An 18,192-nucleotide genomic window follows, 5' to 3' on the forward strand; every position below is an offset into this window, starting at 1 on the left:
GACGTCCGGCGGGCGGTCGCGGTCGGACGGCGCCTCGGCGTGAACGCCCTGCAGTAACTTAGCGGACGCGCGCCCCGGCCGCGGCGGGCAGGACGTCGGGGAGCGAGGCGGGCACGGTCTCGTCCGGCGCAGGCTCGAACATCTCCCGCAGCGACTTCGCGAACGCCGCCGCCGGAGGCGCGAGAAACATGCCCATCAGCCCGAACAAGGCGTTGCCGAGCAGGAGCGCGAGCAGGATCGTGGCCGCGTGCAGCTTCAGTTCGTGGCCGATGATCTTGGGCAGCACGATCTTCGATTCGGCCAACTGTACGATCACGAAGAATATCAGGACTGCCGCGGCCGTGCCCGACGACTGGAGCATGGCGACCCCGACGATCGGAATGGCGCCGAGCACCGGGCCGATGATCGGGATCGCGCGCGAGATTCCGGCGACGATGCCGAGCAGCAGCGGATAGCGGACTCCGAGCAGCGCAAGCCCGATCGTGACGGCGATCCCGGACACGAGCATCAGGATGAGCTGCGCGCGCACATAGCCGGCCACGATGCGATCCGCGCGCCGGCCGGCCGCGAGCACGGTACGGCGCATGGCGGCCGGGAGAAACCCCAGCAGCTCGTCGCGCAATACCGGAAGATCGAGAAGAAAATAGAACGCGAGTATCGGAATCAGCAGGACCTCGAACCCCTTCGAGATCCACCGCGCCGTACCGCGCAGCGTCCCGGTGGCGGCTCCGAACGCGATCGTCTCGGCCTGGTCGAGCGCCCGCTCCACCGGCGCGACGAGCGGGGCCGGCAGGCTCCGCCGCAGTCCCTGCTGCATTTGGGTCAGCGCCGTACCGACCCGGTCGCGGTACTGCTCGAGATTCTGTCCGAAGCGCTGGGCCTCCGCCGCGACCGGCCGCATGGCCAGCCGGGTCACAAGGCCGAGGGCGAACGCCACCACGAGAAAGACGGCGAGAACGGCGACAAGACGCGGCACCGGCCGTCCCCACGGCCGCAGCCGGCCGGTGTACTCGACGAACGGCATGAGGGCATAGGCGAGCATCGCGCCGAGCGCGACCGTCACGAGGACGAACCGCAGTCGCCACATAAGAAACGCCGCGGCCGCGGCCACGACAAGGACCATCGTGGCTCTGGCCCAACGATCAAGCGTGCTTATGCGCCCGTCCCCCCACGGTCTCGCATAGTAGCCATCACGCGGAGATGTAATTCGGAGTTCCGGCGCCGCCGCCCTGCCCGAACGCGCTACGGGCCGCCGACCCGCACCCAGACGCCGGCGCGCCCCGGTGTCCAGGCCGCCGCCGGAGCGTCCGCGGGAATGGACCGGACCGCGATCTCCGGGTGCAGGATCGAGGCCATGATCTCGAGGCCGTCCACGAGCCGCGGCCCCGACCGGCTGAAGAACGCGCTGCCGTCCGTCGCATACACCCGCCCCGCGGCCACCGCGGGAAGGGCCCGCCACTCGGACCGCGCGGCGACCGGCGGCAATTCCGCGCAGGTGCGGCCGACGTCGAATCCGCAGACCGTGAGCACGACGACCTCCGGGGCGGCCGCGACGATCGCGTCCCACTCGACGCGAAACGACGGCCGGCCGTGGACGCCGATCACCTCGCGGCCGCCGGCGCGCTCGACGATCTCGGGCATCCAATGGCCGCTGCAGAACGGCGGATCGAGCCACTCCATACAGAATACGCGGGGCGTACCGCGGCGCCGGCGAATGGAGCATGCGGTCTCGACCGCCGCGATGCGCGTTCTGAGCGCCGCGACGAGGCGGCCCGCCTCATCGCGGCGGCCGGCCGCGCGTCCCACCGTCTCGATGTCGCGGAGGACGTCCTCCAGGGTGTGGGGATGAAGGCGCAGCACGCGCGGTGGTCCGGGCAGCCCCGCGGCAATGCCCTCGACGTCGAGGCTCGGCAGCGCGCACACGTCACAGAGGTCCTGCGTGATGATGAGATCGGGCCGCGCGGCGGCCAGCGCAGCTTCGTCCAGCCGGTACAGGCTCTCCCCGCGCCGCAGCGCCCCTTCGACCTCCGCGTCGATCGCGGCGCTGGCGAGACGCGAGTCCACGCGCGGACGCACCACCCGCGGCCGGTCGCGGATCTCGGCCGGAAAATCGCACTCGTGCGTGATCGCCACGATCTCGCCGACCAGCCCAAGCGCCGCGACAATCTCGGTCGCGCTCGGCAGCAGGGTCGCAATGCGCATCGCGACATCGAGTTCGCCTCCGGCGCGCGAAAGCCTCGCCCGCGTCCGCCCCCCGGGCCGGAACTGCGCCGGCCGGCAGACTGAAACGGGCGCCGCCCTGCTCCGGCGGCTTTATATGGAAGGACATCGAGCTCGACCCGTTACGGAGCCGTTGCAGCGTGGCACGATAATGAAGGCCGGGGTGATGGAAAACGGATCGTGAGGCCGAGGACCGCATGCGGACGAATCTAGCCGGGCCGGCGCCCGGGGCCGTCCACGAATTGATGGACGATCCCGCGAGCACCGAGGAGATGCTGCGCCCGAATCTCGAGGACCTCGGCCGCATCAACCGCCTCACGGGCGCGGTGCGCCTCGTGTGCGCCTACCTCGACCGGCTGCTGCCGTTGTGGCGGCGTTCGCGCACGCTCGGCGCGCCGCTCGCGCTGCTCGACGTGGCGACCGGAGGCGCCGACATTCCCCGCGCGGCGGTGCGGTGGGCCGCGCGGCGCGGCGTCCCCGTGCGCGTCGTTGCCATCGAGCGTCACCCTGTGACCGCGCGGCTCGCCGCGGAGACCTCCGCCGCCTTTCCGGAGATCGCGGTGGTCCGGGCCGATGCGCGCGCGCTGCCCTTCCGCGACGGCGCGTTCGACGCGTGCCTGTGCTCGATCTCGCTTCACCACCTCGAGCCCGCGGACCGGCCCGCCCTCCTGCGGCGGCTGGACCGGCTCGGCCGCCTCGGATTCTTCGCGGTGGACCTCGTGCGATCACCGGCCGCGCACGCCGGCGTGTGGCTGCTGACGCGGTGTTTCCGGAACCACCTGATCCGCACGGACGGGCCCCGCTCGGTCCGCCGCGCGTACTCATGGGCGGAGTACCGCGCGCTCGTCGCGGGCGCCGGGATTCCCAACCTGACCGTGCGCCGCGTGCCCGGCTTTCGCGCGGCTCTGGAGCGCCTCGAATGACCCGGCCGCTCGACGTCCTCGTGGTGGGCGGGGGCCCTGCGGGTGCCGCGACCGCGGCGCTCCTTGCGCGGCGAGGGTACCGCACCGTGATCGTCGACCGCGCCGTCTTCCCGCGCCCCAAGCCGTGCGGCGATTATCTCAACCCGGGCTGCGATGAGCTGCTCGAACGGCTGGGTGTCCGCGACGCGGTGGCGCGCGCGGCCGCGCCGGTGAGCGGCATGCGGCTCGTGACCGCGGACGGCGCCGCGGCCTCCCTTCCGTTCCCGCACCGCAACGGCTGGGCGCTTCAGCGGTCGCGGCTGGATCAGACGCTGCTCGATCACGCCGTCCGCGCCGGCGCCCTCGTTCGGGACGGCAGCCGGCTCGCCGCGCTCGAGCCTCAAGCCCGCGCCGTCCGCGTGACCGTGGAACGCGGCGGGCGCGAGGAGTGCTATACCGCGCGGCTCGTCGTCGGCGCGGACGGCCTGCGATCGGCGGTGGCGCGGGCGGCGGCCGTCGCCGCCCCCGCGCGGCACGGACGGTATACCGTCGGCGCCTATCTCGCAGGCGTCGACGGTTCCGCCGGCGGGAATGGATCCGGCGGCGGCGGCCGGTGGGGCGAGATCCATCTCCGGCGCGACGGCTACTGCGGGGTCGCGCATCTTCCGGGCGGGCTGGCCAACGTCACGCTGGCCGTCCCGCGGCACGTGGTGCGCGCCTGGCGCGGTGATCTCGAGGCGGGCTATTGGGCGTGGCTGCGCGGATGTCCGGGGCTCCGCGACCGGCTCGCGCGCGCGGAAAGAACCGGTCCGCTGACGGCGGTCGGGCCCCTCGGCTATTACCGGCACCGCGCCGGCCGCGGCCGCGTGCTGCTCGTCGGCGACGCCGCGGCCCACCTCGATCCGATGACCGGACAGGGCGTATACCTCGCGCTGCGCGGCGCCGAGTTGTGCGCCGCGATCGCCGCGGACGCGCTCGAAGGCACCGGCGTCCCGCGGCTTCGAGCCTACGCGCTCGCGCGCGCGCGCGAATTCGGCCCGGTCTTCGCGGGGTCCCGCCTCGTGCAGGCGCTGGCCTTTCGTCCGGCGATCGTTCGCCGCACCGCGGTCCAACTGGCGCGGTATCCCGATCTCGGGAAACGGCTCATCGGCATGATCGGCAACACCGACGGCCTGGGCGCCGTGTTCCATCCGGCCGTCCTTCCGCGCCTCATGGGGTGGGCGTAGCGTGCACACGGAAACCGCGGTGCGGATTCGAGGCCCGGTCGACGCGATCTTCCGCTACGCCGCGCAGGTCGAGCACTGGCCGCGCATCCTTCCGCACTACCGCGGTGTCCGCGTCCTCGCCGTCGACGGCGCCGGCCGGCTCGTCGAGATGAGGGCGCGCCGCGGCTGGATTCCGATCTGGTGGTGGGCACGGCAGATCGTGCAGCCGCGGGAACGGCGCATCCGCTTCACGCATGTGCGCGGCGTGACGCGCGGCATGGAGGTGGAGTGGCGCTTCGAACCCGTGCCCGGCGGCGATGTGGCAGTCTCGATCGTGCACGATCTGGACCTTGGCTGGCCGATCGTCGGGCGCGCCGTCGCGCGGTCGATCATTGGACCGCTGTTCATCGAACCGACCGCGAGGGCCACGCTGGGCCACATCAAGCGGCTCGTGGAAACGAGCCCCCCGGAGACCGTTTCGTGACACGGTGGGGGGAAAAACGCGCCCGGACGGCGGGCTCGAGATCTCGAAGGTTGCACGCCAGACCGCGGGGGTGAATTGTGACGGATACGGGACGCCGCGTCGTCGTCACCGGAATCGGCGCGGTCACGCCGATCGGATGCGGCGCCGGGGGCCTCTACGACGGGCTCCGGCGCGAGCGTTCGGCGGTCGGACACATCACGCGGTTCGACGCGGCCGCGTTCAACAGCCGTGTGGCCGGCGAGGTCACGGACTTCGACCCCGCAGCCTTCATCGAGCCGAGGCGGCTCCGCCGCCTCGACCGCTACGCGCAGTTCGCGCTCGCGAGCGCCCGCATGGCGATCGACGACGCGGGGCTGCGTCTCGAGGACGAGAACCGCGATGCGATCGGGTGCTTCGTCGGCTCGGCCCTCGGCGGGGCCGCGTTCGCCGAAGAACAGCACGCCGTCTTCCTGAGCCAGGGCGTGCGCCGGATCCGGCCGACGCTGGCGCTGTCGGTGTTCTGCGGCGCCGCGTCCTGCAACGTCGCGATCGAACACGACCTCCGCGGCCCGTCCAGCGCCAACTCGGACAGCTGCTCGAGCGGCGCGATCGCGATCGGGCAGGCGTTCCGGACGGTCCGCGACGGCTACGCCGACGTGATGGTCGCCGGCGGTGTGGAGGCGCCGCTCGCGCCGCTGACGTTCGCCGCGTTCGACGTGATCCGGGCGATGTCGACCCACAACGACGAGCCGGCGCGCGCCTGCCGTCCGTTCGATCGGACGCGCGACGGGTTCGTAATGGCCGAGGGCGCGGCGCTGCTGGTGCTCGAGGAACGCGAGCACGCCCGCCGCCGGGGCGCCCGGATCTACGGCAGCGTCCTCGGCTTCGGCGCGACGAACGACGCCCACCACATGACGGCTCCGCTGCCGTCGGGGACCCAGGCCGCCCGCGCGATGCGGCTCGCCCTCGCCGAAGCCGGTGTCGCGGCGGAGGACATCGACTACGTCAACGCGCACGGCAGCGGCACCCCCCTCAACGACTCCACGGAGACGCTCGCGGTCAAGCAGGTCCTCGGAGATCACGCCTATCGGGTGCCCGTCAGCGCCACGAAGGCGATGCACGGGCACGCGCTCGGCGCCACCGGCGCGATCGAGGCGGCCAGCTGCTTCCTCAGCCTGCGGCACCGCTACGTTCCGCCCACGCTCAACCTCGAGGCGCCGGACGAGGCCTGCGATCTCGACTACGTGCGCGACCGCGGCCGGGAGATGCCGCTGCGCCACATTCTCAGCAACTCGTTCGGCTTCGGCGGCATCAACGCGGCGCTCGTCTTCGGGCTGGGGTAACGATCGGATCGAGGCAACCGCGGCCCACGCGGCGAATGCAACCCCAGGGGGGGTGATGCGATGAGGATGCTGTGGATCGGCGCCGCCCTTGCCGTCGCGGCGGGCCTCACAGGCGCTGCGCCCGTCTCGGCGCAGACGGCGTGTCAACAAATCCAGATTGCGACGACGCGGACGTCGAGCCCGATCTCGGCCACCCCGCTCGACGCCATCGCCTTTCCCGTTCAACTCTCCCCGGCCACGGCCACGGTCGTCCGGCAGATCCTCGTGTGTCCGCCGGGCGCCACGCCGCCGCCCGCGATCATGCCCGGTCCTTTCGTGATCGGTACGCCGGTCTTCGGCGTACCCGCGTTCGAGACGCCGATCTTCGGTCCCGCCTTCGGGATACCGGGGCATTATTCGAGCGCGCCGCCGCTCCCGGCGCCGGGCCCGGGCGCGCCGCCGCGGATGGTGGGCGCCGCGCCCGCGGACACCGTGCGCGCGCTCGCGACGCAGGCCGCGCGGTTCGACCGCACGGTCGTGACCGTCACCGGAACCGCGGCCGACGTCGCGCCGGCCGCGGACGCGCGGGGCGCGCCGATCACGACGTTCCGCCTGGAAGCCCAGGGCGCATCGGTGGGCGTGGTCGTGTGGGGGCGCGCAGTCGTGCGGGCGGGCGAAACCGTTCGCGTGAGCGGACCCTTCTACACCTCGACGCCGTTTGTCGGGGTGTCCGGCACTCCCTGGCACGACGTGATCGAAGCCGACCTCCTCGAGCGATAGGCCGTCCGATCGAGCCCCGCTAGCCCTTCGCCCGCTCGTCGATGACGCGGCGGAGCTTGCCGCCTTCGCTTCTCGGCAGGCTGCCCGGGGCCTGAAGCGTTATGCGCGCGGCGATGCCGATCACGCCGCGGAGGCGATCGGCGATCCGCCGCCGCAGGTCATCCGCGGCCGCCACGTCTCCCCGGGGCGCGGGCGGCTGCGCGGCGTCCGGCGCCACCTCCACCCGCACCTCGAGCGAGTCCAGCGTCCGTTCGCGCGCGACGACCAGCTGGTAGTTGGGCGAGAGCTCGTCGAACTGCATCACCACCGCTTCGATCTGCGACGGGAACACGTTGATGCCGCGGATGATGAGCATGTCGTCGGTGCGGCCGACGATGAGCGACATCCGGACGGAGGTGCGGCCGCAGACGCAGGGCGCGGGATCGAGGGAGGCGAGGTCGCCGGTGCGGTACCGGATCACCGGCAGCGCCTCCTTCGTGAGCGTCGTAAACACCAACTCCCCCACCTCGCCCGCGGCCACCGGTTCGCCGGTCCGCGGGTCGACCACCTCGACGAGGAAGTGGTCCTCGAAGACGTGGGAGCCGCGCTGCGCCTCGACGCACTCGTTGCTGACGCCGGGCCCGATCACTTCGCTGAGCCCGTAGATGTTCACGGCCTTCACCGGCAGCAGACGCTCGATCTGGCCGCGCATCGCCTCCGTCCACGGCTCCGCGCCGAGGACGGCCGAGCGGATCGTCAGGCTCCGCGGGTCGATGCCCCGGGCCGCGGCGGCCTCCCCCAGCGTGAGCATGTACGACGGCGTACAGGCGATCACGCGCGGCTTGAAGTCTTGTAAGAGCAGCAGCTGCCGCTCGGTGTTGCCGCCCGAGACCGGCACGACCGTGAGGCCCATCAGTTCGCCGCCGTAGTGCATGCCGAGCCCGCCGGTGAAGAGGCCGTACCCGTACGCGTTGTGAAATACGTCGCCCGGCCGCGCGCCGCTCGCCGCGAGGGACCGGGCGCACACGTCCGCCCACACGCCGAGATCGGCGCGCGTGTAGCCGACCACCGTGGGCTTCCCGGTCGTGCCCGACGACGCGTGCACGCGGACGACCTGGTCGAGCGGGACCGCGAACAGGCCGAACGGATAGTGATCCCGCAGATCCGCCTTCCGCGTGAACGGCAGCCGGCGAAGATCGTCGAGCGAGCGGACCTGGTCCGGACGGACGCCCGCGCGGTCGAACGCCTCGCGGTAGAACGGCACCTTCGCGTGAACGCGTGCCACGAGGTCCGCGAGACGCTGCCGCTGCAGGGCTTCGAGATCGGAGCGTGTCATCGTTTCCGCGGTGCGGTTCCAGATCATCCGGCTGCCTCCCTGATCTCGCCGCCGGGCGCGCCGGCGCGGTGTGGGAGCCCGAGCGCCGCCCCGAAGGTCGTGGCCGCGCCCGCAAACGCGGGCAGAAACGCCGCCGCCGGCAGGTGGGTGATGTCCCACGCGACGCCGCCCAACAGCGGCAGCAGAAACGAATAGCCGTAGCCGATGGCGAACATCCCCGCCGACACGTGGTGCACGTCGCGGGCCTCCGTGACGAGCGGTGGCAGCGCAAGCGACAGCACCAGCCCGAACGCGCAGCAGAAGCCGATCAACGCCGCGGCGACCACCCAGAACGCGGGCGGCGCGAGCAGAAACAAGGCGAGGCTCGCCGCGATCGCGACCGGGACCACGACCAGCGACGCGCGGCGCCCGACGATGGCACGGGCCGCCGCGAGTGCGACCACCGACGCGGGCAACTGCCCCGCGTTGAGCGCCGCGAGGCATGGGCCGATGAGGTCGACCCGTCCGGCGGTCCGCAGGTAATCCGGGATGAAGGCGTTGGTGGCGAAATACGCGACGCCGACTCCGCCGAGCACGAGCCCGAGCCGCCACGTCTCCGCGGCGCGCCAATCGGGCCACCAGCGCGCCTCGGGGCCCACCGCGGCATCGGGCAGCCGCTCCCGGAGGACCAACATGAGGATGGCCGTCACCAGCGGCACAGCGGACCACGCCGCCAGCGCGGCCGGCCAACTCCCGCGCATGAACGGTAAGACGAGCGGCAGGGTCAGGCCGGCGCTCAACGTCTCCCCGACGAGCAACCCGTTCACGTAGAGCGCGGTGGCAAAGCCGATGCGGTCCGGGCACCACCGGGCGACCAACGCTGGCACCGCCGGCTGCATCACCGCGATCCCGACGCCCATCACAAACGTCATCGCAAACAACATCGCGATCGACGGGCCGACGCCGCGCAGCGCCGACGAGAGCGCGACCACGACGAGGCCGGCAATCGCGGCGCGGCGCGCGCCGCCGCGCGCGATCAGGAGCGATCCCGGGACGGCCGCCGCGGCCAGCACCAGCACCGGGAGGCTCGTCAGCGCCCCCACCCCGGTCTCGCTCAACCCGAGGTCGCGGTGGATGAAGATGAGGACCGGCGGCAGGGCCAGCAGGGTCGCCCGCAGATCAACGCCCGCCAGCCACAGCACGGCCAGACGGGTGAACGTCGAGCGCTCCGGTTCTATGGACGTCACCAGGGGTCGGAGTAGCGCTCTTCCTTCCAGGGATCGCCGCGGATGTGGTACCCGTTCTGCTCCCAGAAGCCCGGGCGCTCGCCGCGCATGAATTCGAGCCCGCGAACCCACTTCGCGCTCTTCCAGAAATACAGGCGCGGCACCACGAGCCGGCAGGGTCCGCCGTGCTCGGGCGTGAGCGGGCGGCCGTCGTGGGTGAACGCGAACAGGACGTCGTCCTGCATCAGGTCGTCGAGCCGGAGGTTCGTTGTGTAGTCGCCGTACGAGTGCACCATCACGAACGCCGCGCCCTCGCGGGGCCGCGCGCGGGCGATCACCTCGGACGCGGGCACCCCCTCGAACACGTTGTCGAACCGCGACCAGGCGGTGACGCAGTGCACGTCGCAGCGAACGCTCTTTCGGGGCAGCGCGGTCCACTCATCCCACGTCCACCGCACGGGACTCTCGACCTCACCCTCCACGGCGAACGCCCACTTCGCGAGGTCGATGCGGGGAATGCCCCCATAGTAGAGCACCGGCCACTTTTCCGTGAGGGTCTGGCCGGGCGGCAGGCGGGGCGTCTCCATGCCGGGTTGTTCGGCTCGGAGGCGCGGCGCCCCTGGGATGCCGGCCGTGTGAAGAATCAAACCGGGACGCGAAAGAGGAACGGCGGGCAGGTCGCCCGCCGTTCCAGCGCGACAAACAGACGCGGCTTACGGCTTGGTGGGACGCGCGCCCTCAACCGGTGTGAGCGGCAGCACCGGCGGCCGTACGGCCGATCCGCTGTGCAGCAGCCACGGCGGCGACGCCTCGCCGATCGAGGCGAGCGTATCCGGCAGCAGGTAGGCGCCTTGCCCGTGGAGACCGGCCTGCAGATCGTGGATCAGGGCCGGCTGCTCCAGGAGCTGCGGGATCGACACCCGCCGCTCGATCGACAGCACCGCCGCGAGCCCGGCGGCCTGCCCCTCTTCCATCGTCGTCGGCACGACGCGGCACGAGGCCGCGGCCGCGTACGTCGCGGAGATCGAGCGGCTCGCCATCACGAGGTTCCCGATCCCGTACGGCACGAGCGAGCGGAACGGGATCGTATACACGAAGCGCTTCGGCGCGTACGGGTTGAACTCGCCGATCTTGTATGGATGGATGTCGATCGGGTAGCTCGCGACGCCGACGGCGTCCCAGAACACCCGGCTGTTCACGATGTCGTTGGCCGTCAGCGTGTAGAGCCCCCGGATGTGGCGCGTCTCGCGGATGTAGAGGTAGTCGGCGGTGCGCACCAGCGACGCCTTCGCGAAGCCCGGCGCCGTCTCGCGCAGGAAATCCATGAGCAGCGGCAGCTCCACTTTGGCGCGGCGCATGCCGTCCGCCACCGACGCCGGGTCGGTGCCGTCGACGCCGAACACCAGGAGCCCGTTGATCAGCACCGAGCGGTCGTTCTGCAGGCCGATGTTGAGGTCATAGATCGCCACGTTCGGCTGCGTCGGCTTGTACATCCGCATGATCGGGCCGTAGCCCCACACGTTGCCCTGGTAGAAACCGCCGCGGCGCATGTGCTGCTCGCGCGCGCCGCTCACGTAGGCGGTGACCTGGTGCCAGTTGACGTCCTTCACCTCGAACACCAGGGTCGCCGACATCATCGCGCGGTCGATGCCGGAATCCTCGCGGCCGATCGTAAACGGCGCACCGGCCATCGCGGCGACGTCGCCGTCGTCCGTCGCGTCGACCACGCGCTTCGCGCAGACCGTTTCCCGCGTCTGATGCGGGCCGTCGAAGACGACGCCGGTCACCCACGGACCGTTCATCAGCACCTCGACGGGTTTGCGGTGCAGCGTCAGCGTGATGAGAGGCTCGCGGCGGACCGCGTCCATGAAGACGCGCTTCGCGGTCTCGACGTCGAAGGTCATTCCGAGCTGCTTGTAGATTTCTGAAAAGACGCCGCGCGCAAGGTGCTCGCCGGTGAGACCGAAGTCCATGTCGAGCATGTTGAGCATGGCGCCGGTGAGATCACCGCCGAGGTAGGGCCGCGACTCGGTCATGTACACCGCGGTGCCCGTCCGCGCCGCGGCGAGGGCCGCGGCCACGCCCGACGGGGTTCCGCCGACCACGAGCACCGGCGTCCGGACGTCGCACGCTTCGGCGACCCGCGGCGCATTCGGCACACCGGCGGCCGCCCGGCCTGCCGGCCCAAGCGCCATGGGCAGCGCGAGGATCACCGCCAACACGGAGGCCGCCCCCACGCGGACTCCGCGCCGCGCCACCATCGAATTCCCCACGCTCATGCGTCCCCCCGACGCCACGGCGTACAGTGCGCCATAGCGACCCCTAACGGTACTAATACGCCATTATAGCAACGCCGGTTCGCTCCGCAATACCACGAGGACCCTAGACGGCGGGGCAGCCGGGCGGGCCCCGGACGCGCCGGGACGGGCGCCGGAGACGGCTGGGACCACGGCGTCTGTATGCTTCCTTGATACACGGATCCCTCCAGGCCGGCCGGGACGCCGGTCCGACCGAGGGCAGCACAGCCGCCGTCGGTCCAGGGTATTAGGAATATCCCCTGTCCGCGTGAATTGTGAACGTCGGTTCGCGACCGCTACCCGCCGGTGTGGGCGGCCTGCGCGGGCTTCGCCGCCGCCGGCCGGATGAAGATGCGGCAGAGCACGATGCTGAACTCGTACAGGAGGGCCATCGGCACCGCGACGAGCATCATCGTGACCGGGCTCCAGTCCGGGGTGCCGAAAACCGCGATCGCGGCGATGACCATGTAGGCGATGCGCCACTCCCGGCGCAGCGTCTGCGGGGTGACGAGCCCGAGCATCGCGAGCGAGAGGATGACGAGCGGCGTCTCGAACGTCCCGCCGACGATGAGGAGAAAGAACAGGACGTACGAGATGTAGGCGTTCGCCGTCAGCAGCACGTTGAACTGGCCGCCGGCCTGGGCGAGGAGCCAGCGGGTGCTGATCGGCAGGACGAAGACGTAGCCGAAGACGAGCCCGATCGCAAAGAGCACCCCCGCGAGCAGCGCGAGGGGGATGGTCCGGCGACGCTCGTTCTCGGTGAGGGCCGGCGAGATGAAGGCGTAGACCTGATACATGATCCACGGCATGCTGACGGCGAGGCCGAACAGAAACGCGATCTTCACCTTGACGAGAAACGGCTCCAGCACGGTCAGCGTCGTCAGCTTCATGTGCCCCGTGGGCCGCAGCAGCAGCGTGAGGAGCGGGTCCACGAAGATGAAGCCGGCAAGCGTCGCCACGAGCAGGCCGATGACGGAGCGGGTCAGCCGGACCCGCAGCTCCTCGAGATGCTCGATGAGCGTCATCGGCCGATCGCGCGGGGTGTCGGATCGCTCGTCCATCACGTCGGTCCTAGATTCGTCGCGGACGGCCGCGCTCATTCCGCGTCCCGCGCAAGCTGGGAGACGGTCACGAGCGTGTACCCGCGCCGCCGCAGCTCCACGACGATCGCCGGCAGCGCGCGAACGGTATTGAGCGTGCCGTTGTGCATCAGCACGATCGCGCCCGGCTCCGCGCGCGCCAGCACGCGCTCGACGAGGATGCGGAACGGCGGCAGCGACCAGTCGCCGGAGTTCGTCGTCCACATGGCCATCCCGAGGCCGAGCCGGCGGGCGTCCCCGGCGACGCCCGCGGTATAGTCCCCGCCGGGCGGCCGGAACCACTCCGCGGGCCGGCCGGCCGTGCGGCCGATCACCGCCGCGCCGGCGGCGATCTCACTACGGGCGACGGCGTCGCCAACCGTGACCATGTTCGGATGGTGGTAGGTGTGGTCGCCGACCTCGTGGCCGTCCGCCGTCATCGCCCGGACGAGGTACGGGTAGGCGCGGGCGTGCTCGCCGATCACGAAGAACGTCGCGTGCGCGCCGTACCGGCGCAGCACGGCGAGGAGGAGCGGCGTCGCCAGCGGGCTCGGCCCGTCGTCGAAGGTGAGCGCGATCTCGCGGCGCCGGGGGTTGCCGCGCCACAGCATGCCGTCACTCGCCGCGCCGAAGAGCAGCCCCTCGAGCTGCACCTTCGTGTCGACGATGCGCTGGAGGAGCGTACCCTGAAACCGCTCCGCCGACTCGTAGGTCCGATCACCCGGCAGCAGCACCGGCGCCCGCATGCCGGCCGACAGGTGCGGATCGTGCGGAACGGGCAGTCGCGGAACGAGCGCCCCCTCGAGCAGTTCGGGCGCAAACCACACGCTGCCCGCCGCGGAAAGCGCCTCGCGCGGGTCCCCGCCGGGCGTGGCCCCGAGCAGCCGCCCGGCATCGAGCGCGGCGGTCACCGTCACGTCGGTGCGGCGGCCGTCGAACCGGCCCGGCATTTGATAGTAGCCGCTCAGCGTGATCCGGTCCACGCGCGGATCGGCGCGCGCCGCCGCGGCCGCGAGCGCGCGCGCGGTCGCCGCCGCCTCGCGCACCATCGCCGCGGGCGTCGCCGCCCGGTCCATCCCGTAGACGAACCAGATCCACACCAGCCGCGAGAGCCGCCCGTCCGGCAGTTTGGTGACACCGTCGCTGGCAACCGTCACCTTCACGACGACCGGAGCGAGGCCTTGCTCGACGAAGGCCTGCCAGATGCGTGTCTCTTCGGGGTGGATGCCGGGACCGATCGGATGGGTGTCGTTCGTGATGTAGGGCGACACGGGAACGGGGGGCACATCCGGCCACGCCGGGGCCGGATGCACGGGCGGCTGAGTCGCCGCTTCGGCGATCGCGGGCGCGAGGAGCGCGCGCAGCCACCCGGCGGCGCGGCCCGCAACGGCCGCCCGGAGCGCGGACATCGTGGTCATGGCCGCCGGCCGCTCTGATTCCACAGCGGCCCGTCGCGGGTCGACCGGCAGCAGGTCGGACGATCCGGCCGGCGGTACCGACCGTCCGACGCGCAGGAGCTCGTTCGACGCGATGTCCCCGACAAGCGTCATCGAGATGCCGTTGGTGTTCCAGTGGACCACGGTGGCGACGCCCCGCGTCTGCACCGTGCCCTCGAAGGCGCCGATCTGCACGCGCTGCCCGCCGCCCGCGCCCACCTGCGCGCCGCGGCTCTCGAACAGGGTCATCGTCGCGACGCCGTCCGTGAAGGCGAACGTCGCCGTCGGCGTGCCGTGAATCATGGCGACGTTGGACCGCACAAACTGGTAGCCCGGCGGCAGGTAGGCCGGCAGCTGCGGGATGAAGCCGACCCGGCGGGAGATCTCCTCGATCGTCAGGGCGGCGGCCGGCGCCTGCTGGAGGCGGGTCTGGACCTGCGCCCCCGCGGGCGGCGACACGATGAAGAGGTCCGCCGCGAGCGTCGGGTTCAGCTGTACGCTGAGAAACGCCGAGGTCTCCCGCAGCGCTCCGGCCGGGCCGTAGCGCTCGAGCCGGAGGATCAGCCGCGTCTCCAGATCGATCCACAGCCGCAGGCGCGGCCGGCCGGGCAGGCGGCCCCGGATGTCGATGATCCGCGCGGGCCGGCCGGCGACACGCTCGGCGCCGGCAAACCGCACTTCGTAGTTCGCGGCGAGCTGCGGGAGAATTTGACGGATGAGCTCGTCCTCGTCGGTCTGGGGCGCCGGCCCCTCGACGTACCGGCCGCGTCCGGGCACGAACTCGATCTGTCGGCCGGCGTTGATCACCACCACGCGTTCCGGTTGATCGCCGGCGGCCAGATACTCCAGCCGTGTGCGGTCGGGCGCCTGATGGTAGATCCGTACCTCGGACGCGCGAACGGTTTGCGCCCAGACGGTGACGGTCTTGGTGCCGGTGTAACTCACGCCCCGCGGCGCGAGCGCGGCCTCGGTCAGCCAGCGGATCGGCTCCGGCTCGTCCGGCCCGGCGGGCGGCACGCCCGGCGCGCCCAGCGCGGCACCGTCCGGGACGATCGCGGCCAGCAGCGCACAGACCGCCAGGAGCACGATCCGGCGGCGGAGGCGAGGCGTCATGTTACCTCTGGACAGTCGACTCCGGAAGAGCCGTGTGGGCGATGACCGTTCGTGTCACGTCGTCGGTCAGGCGGTCGGACGACGTCATCAGATAGTTGCGCACGTACGCGTCCGGATCGAACAACGTCCCCCGCGGCGCAAAGAGTCCGGACACCCATCCCATCGGCAGCCCAATAATGACCAGTATCGTCGCGCCGGCCAGGGCAACCCGCAGCGGCCGTGTCACGGCCGGGCGTGTCACCGCCGCCCACACCGCGCGCCACGGCGACGGCCGGAACGCGGCTTCCTCCCGGGCGAGGCGCCAGTGAATCCGGTCCTCGAGTCCGGACGGCGCCACCGGATCCGGCAGCGCGCGCAGCAGTGAGCGCAGCGTCCGCAGCTCCTCGTAGGCGCGGCCGCACGTCCCGCAGACCTCGAGGTGCGCCTGCACCTGCTCCAGATCTGACGCCGGCAGGGCGCCGTCGAGGTACGCGGAGAGGTGATCGGCAACGTGCGTGTGGTTCACCGCTCCCCTCCCCTCAGGTAGGGACGCAGCGCGGAGCGCAGCGCCTCGCGCGCCCGGTGCAGGCGCGATCGAACGGTTCCGACCGGACAGGCGGCCACCGCCGCGATTTCATCATACGAAAGTCCCTCGATATCCGCAAGGACGACGACCGTCCGGAACTCCGGCGGCAGGCTCTCGAGCGCGGCCTGAATGGGGCCGTCGAGATCCCGCACCTCGGTGAGATGCTGCGGGTCCGTGTCCGAATCGCCGAGCCGCGCAAGCAGCGGATCGCCCTCCGGGGAGGTGGGCGCGTCGAAGGAGATCTCGGGCCGCCGGCCGCGCCGGCGGATCCAGTCGATGTGGGTGCGGTGCATGATCCGGTACACCCACCGGTCGAAGAACGTCCCCGGCTGATACCGGTCGAACGCCCGAAACGCCTCGGCCACCGCTTCCTGCATCAAATCTTCCGCGTCGTCGGCGTTGCCGGCCAGCCGATACGCCACCCGGTAGATGCTGCGGAAGTGGCGGTTCAGCAGTTCCTCAAATGCCGCCAGACGGTGCGCGCCGCTCTGACCGGCCTGCGCGCCGGCATCGATGACTCCACTCAGCGCCGATACGGCTTCCGTCACGTCGGGACCCCCGGCAGCGGTCTCTTTGTGAAGAGCGTTGCCGGACTCCCGGAAGTTCCCCTCAGGCACCCGCGCCTCCCGGGCGTCCCGGGGGTCCGCCCTGCCCGGCCGCGGCCTCGCGCGGCCGGCCCCCGGCCGCCGCAGTCTCCCGCACGTTGACCCGGTTCATCGCCGCCTCCAGGCCGTCGCTGACGACGGCCAGGGCGGCGTTGGCGGCGCGCTCGACGGCTTCGTCGATGACGGTGCGCTCCTCCGGCGTAAAGCGCTCGAGCACGAACGTCTCCGGGGCTACGCCGGCCGGTGGACGGCCGATGCCGACCCGAAGCCGCGGAAAGTCCTTGGTGCCGAGCTCCTCGATGATCGAGCGGACGCCGTTGTGGCCGCCCGCGCCGTTGCCGGGCTTGAGCCGCAGCCGGCCGAGGGGCAGGTCGAGGTCGTCGTAGACGATCAACACATTCTCCGGACGAACGCGCCGGCGCCGCGAGAGGTCGGCCACGGCCTGGCCGCTCACGTTCATGTAGGTTTCCGGAACGGCGAGCAGCACCGCGGCTCTCCCGAAGTGGGCGCGCGCGGTCCGCGCGAAGCCGTCATCGGCCAGCCGCACGCCGAGTTTGGCGGCGACGCGGTCCACCACGTCGCCGCCGACGTTGTGCCGCGTGCCCCGATACCGGCGGCCCGGATTGCCGAGTCCCACGATGGCGATCATCTCTCTACGTAGCATGAGGGGCGCGGCCCGATCCCACGCCCCTCATGCACCAAACCGCAGCCGCGCATCCCTGCTCGGACCGCGCTACTCCTTCTTGTCGGACTTGGCCGGCTTGGCCTCCGCCTTGGCGGGCTTGGCCTCGGCCTTGGGCGCCTTGGCTCCCTCTTCGGCCGGAGCCTCGCCCTCGGCCGGCGCACGCCCGACGACCTCGGGCTCCGCCGCCGCCTCGGCCTCCGCCGCGGGCGCCGCCTCTTCCTCGACCACCGGCGCCACCACCGCGGCGATCACTTCCTCGGGCGGCGTGAGGACCTCGATGCCCTCCGCCACCTTCAGGTCGCCGACGTGGATCGACGCGCCGACGCGCAGGCCGGTGACGTCCACGGTGAACCGGTCGGGAATCTGCGTCGGCAGACAGCGCACCTCGATCTCGCGGCGGACCTGTTCGAGCACGCCGCCGCCCGCAGTGACGCCCTCGGGCGTGCCGCTCAACACGACGGGCACGCTGACCTCGAGCGCTTCGGTCAAACTGATCAGGTGCAGGTCCACGTGCAGGATCTCGCGGCGAATGTGGTCGCGCTGGATCTCCTCGATCATCACCACTTCGGTCTGCGCGTCGCCGTCCTGCGCGATCCGCAGATCGATCAGGGCGTTCCGGCCCGCGGTGTGCAGCGCCGAGACCAGGTCCTTGCGGCCTAAGGACACCGCCCGGGGCGTCCGGCCGCGGCCGTAGAGCACCGCCGGCACGAGACCGTCACGGCGCGCGCGCTTGGCCGCGCTCTTCCCCGTGGCCGTGCGCTCGAGGGCGCTCAGGCTCACCCGTTCCATGAGACGTCGCCTCCAGTCCGTTCGTTACGACGGGACATTATAGCATCTGCGCAGGCAGCGCGACAACGTGCTGTACTGGTCCAGTAGATCCGACTACACCAGCCTCCAAATTCATCGCTGAGCCGCCTGCCATTGAGCGAGGTACTCGTTCGGAGTGAGGTAACCGAGCGCCTGGTGCGGCCGGACGTTGTTGTAGGTCTCCTCCCAGCGC

Annotated in this window: 17 protein-coding genes; 5 read left to right on the top strand and 12 right to left on the bottom strand. The window is 71.6% G+C overall.

What is annotated here, in order from left to right; translation table 11 throughout:
* Positions 1–58: 58 nt before the first annotated feature.
* Complete coding sequence (locus VKT83_16945) at positions 59–1,123, bottom strand: AI-2E family transporter (GenBank protein ID HLY24154.1); 1,065 nt, start codon at positions 1,121–1,123, stop codon at positions 59–61.
* Between the two features lie 119 nt (positions 1,124–1,242).
* On the bottom strand, positions 1,243–2,202 hold the full coding sequence (locus VKT83_16950) for a cobalamin-binding protein (GenBank protein ID HLY24155.1): 960 nt from the start codon (positions 2,200–2,202) through the stop codon (positions 1,243–1,245).
* 215 nt (positions 2,203–2,417) lie between these two features.
* Here VKT83_16950 and VKT83_16955 point away from each other — a divergent pair, with 215 nt between their 5' ends.
* From VKT83_16955 to VKT83_16975, 5 genes are all read left to right on the top strand, one after another.
* Positions 2,418–3,143 carry a methyltransferase domain-containing protein gene (locus tag VKT83_16955; GenBank protein HLY24156.1) on the top strand — a complete coding sequence of 242 codons (726 nt, stop codon included), beginning with the start codon at positions 2,418–2,420 and terminating at the stop codon, positions 3,141–3,143.
* Positions 3,140–4,348, top strand: coding sequence for an NAD(P)/FAD-dependent oxidoreductase (locus VKT83_16960; protein ID HLY24157.1), 1,209 nt, complete (start codon positions 3,140–3,142; stop codon positions 4,346–4,348). The genes VKT83_16955 and VKT83_16960 overlap by 4 nt, the downstream gene beginning before the upstream one ends.
* Position 4,349: 1 nt before the next feature.
* Positions 4,350–4,811, top strand: coding sequence for an SRPBCC family protein (locus tag VKT83_16965; GenBank protein HLY24158.1), 462 nt, complete (start codon positions 4,350–4,352; stop codon positions 4,809–4,811).
* Between the two features lie 77 nt (positions 4,812–4,888).
* Positions 4,889–6,133 (top strand): beta-ketoacyl-ACP synthase II, encoded by a 1,245-nt coding sequence (gene fabF, locus VKT83_16970; GenBank protein ID HLY24159.1) that lies wholly within the window; start codon positions 4,889–4,891, stop codon positions 6,131–6,133.
* 60 nt (positions 6,134–6,193) lie between these two features.
* The gene (locus VKT83_16975; GenBank protein HLY24160.1) at positions 6,194–6,892 is read left to right on the top strand and encodes a hypothetical protein; all 699 of its coding nucleotides are present in this window, start codon (positions 6,194–6,196) and stop codon (positions 6,890–6,892) included.
* A gap of 19 nt (positions 6,893–6,911) precedes the next feature.
* Here VKT83_16975 and VKT83_16980 read toward each other — a convergent pair whose 3' ends face one another.
* The 10 genes from VKT83_16980 to VKT83_17025 all read right to left on the bottom strand — a co-directional run bounded on the left by VKT83_16980 (position 6,912) and on the right by VKT83_17025 (position 17,981).
* Positions 6,912–8,234 carry a phenylacetate--CoA ligase gene (locus VKT83_16980; GenBank protein ID HLY24161.1) on the bottom strand — a complete coding sequence of 441 codons (1,323 nt, stop codon included), beginning with the start codon at positions 8,232–8,234 and terminating at the stop codon, positions 6,912–6,914.
* The gene (locus VKT83_16985; GenBank protein ID HLY24162.1) at positions 8,231–9,433 is read right to left on the bottom strand and encodes an MFS transporter; all 1,203 of its coding nucleotides are present in this window, start codon (positions 9,431–9,433) and stop codon (positions 8,231–8,233) included. The genes VKT83_16980 and VKT83_16985 overlap by 4 nt, the downstream gene beginning before the upstream one ends.
* Positions 9,430–9,999, bottom strand: coding sequence for a sulfite oxidase-like oxidoreductase (locus VKT83_16990; GenBank protein HLY24163.1), 570 nt, complete (start codon positions 9,997–9,999; stop codon positions 9,430–9,432). The genes VKT83_16985 and VKT83_16990 overlap by 4 nt, the downstream gene beginning before the upstream one ends.
* 126 nt (positions 10,000–10,125) lie before the next feature.
* The gene (locus VKT83_16995) at positions 10,126–11,691 is read right to left on the bottom strand and encodes an FAD-dependent oxidoreductase (protein ID HLY24164.1); all 1,566 of its coding nucleotides are present in this window, start codon (positions 11,689–11,691) and stop codon (positions 10,126–10,128) included.
* Between the two features lie 314 nt (positions 11,692–12,005).
* Entirely contained in the window at positions 12,006–12,809 is an 804-nt protein-coding gene (gene tatC, locus VKT83_17000) for a twin-arginine translocase subunit TatC (GenBank protein ID HLY24165.1), read from the bottom strand.
* Positions 12,806–15,337, bottom strand: a complete 2,532-nt coding sequence (locus tag VKT83_17005; protein HLY24166.1) for a polysaccharide deacetylase family protein — start codon at positions 15,335–15,337, stop codon at positions 12,806–12,808. Before VKT83_17005 ends, tatC begins: the two co-directional genes overlap by 4 nt.
* 1 nt (position 15,338) lies before the next feature.
* Complete coding sequence (locus VKT83_17010; GenBank protein HLY24167.1) at positions 15,339–15,842, bottom strand: zf-HC2 domain-containing protein; 504 nt, start codon at positions 15,840–15,842, stop codon at positions 15,339–15,341.
* On the bottom strand, positions 15,839–16,450 hold the full coding sequence (locus VKT83_17015; protein HLY24168.1) for a sigma-70 family RNA polymerase sigma factor: 612 nt from the start codon (positions 16,448–16,450) through the stop codon (positions 15,839–15,841). The genes VKT83_17010 and VKT83_17015 overlap by 4 nt, the downstream gene beginning before the upstream one ends.
* 61 nt (positions 16,451–16,511) lie before the next feature.
* Positions 16,512–17,171, bottom strand: coding sequence for an aminoacyl-tRNA hydrolase (gene pth / locus VKT83_17020; GenBank protein ID HLY24169.1), 660 nt, complete (start codon positions 17,169–17,171; stop codon positions 16,512–16,514).
* Between the two features lie 69 nt (positions 17,172–17,240).
* The gene (locus VKT83_17025; GenBank protein HLY24170.1) at positions 17,241–17,981 is read right to left on the bottom strand and encodes a 50S ribosomal protein L25; all 741 of its coding nucleotides are present in this window, start codon (positions 17,979–17,981) and stop codon (positions 17,241–17,243) included.
* Positions 17,982–18,192 lie beyond the last annotated feature (211 nt).

The organism is bacterium, from assembly GCA_035308905.1.
GTDB lineage: Bacteria > Sysuimicrobiota > Sysuimicrobiia > Sysuimicrobiales > Segetimicrobiaceae > DASSJF01.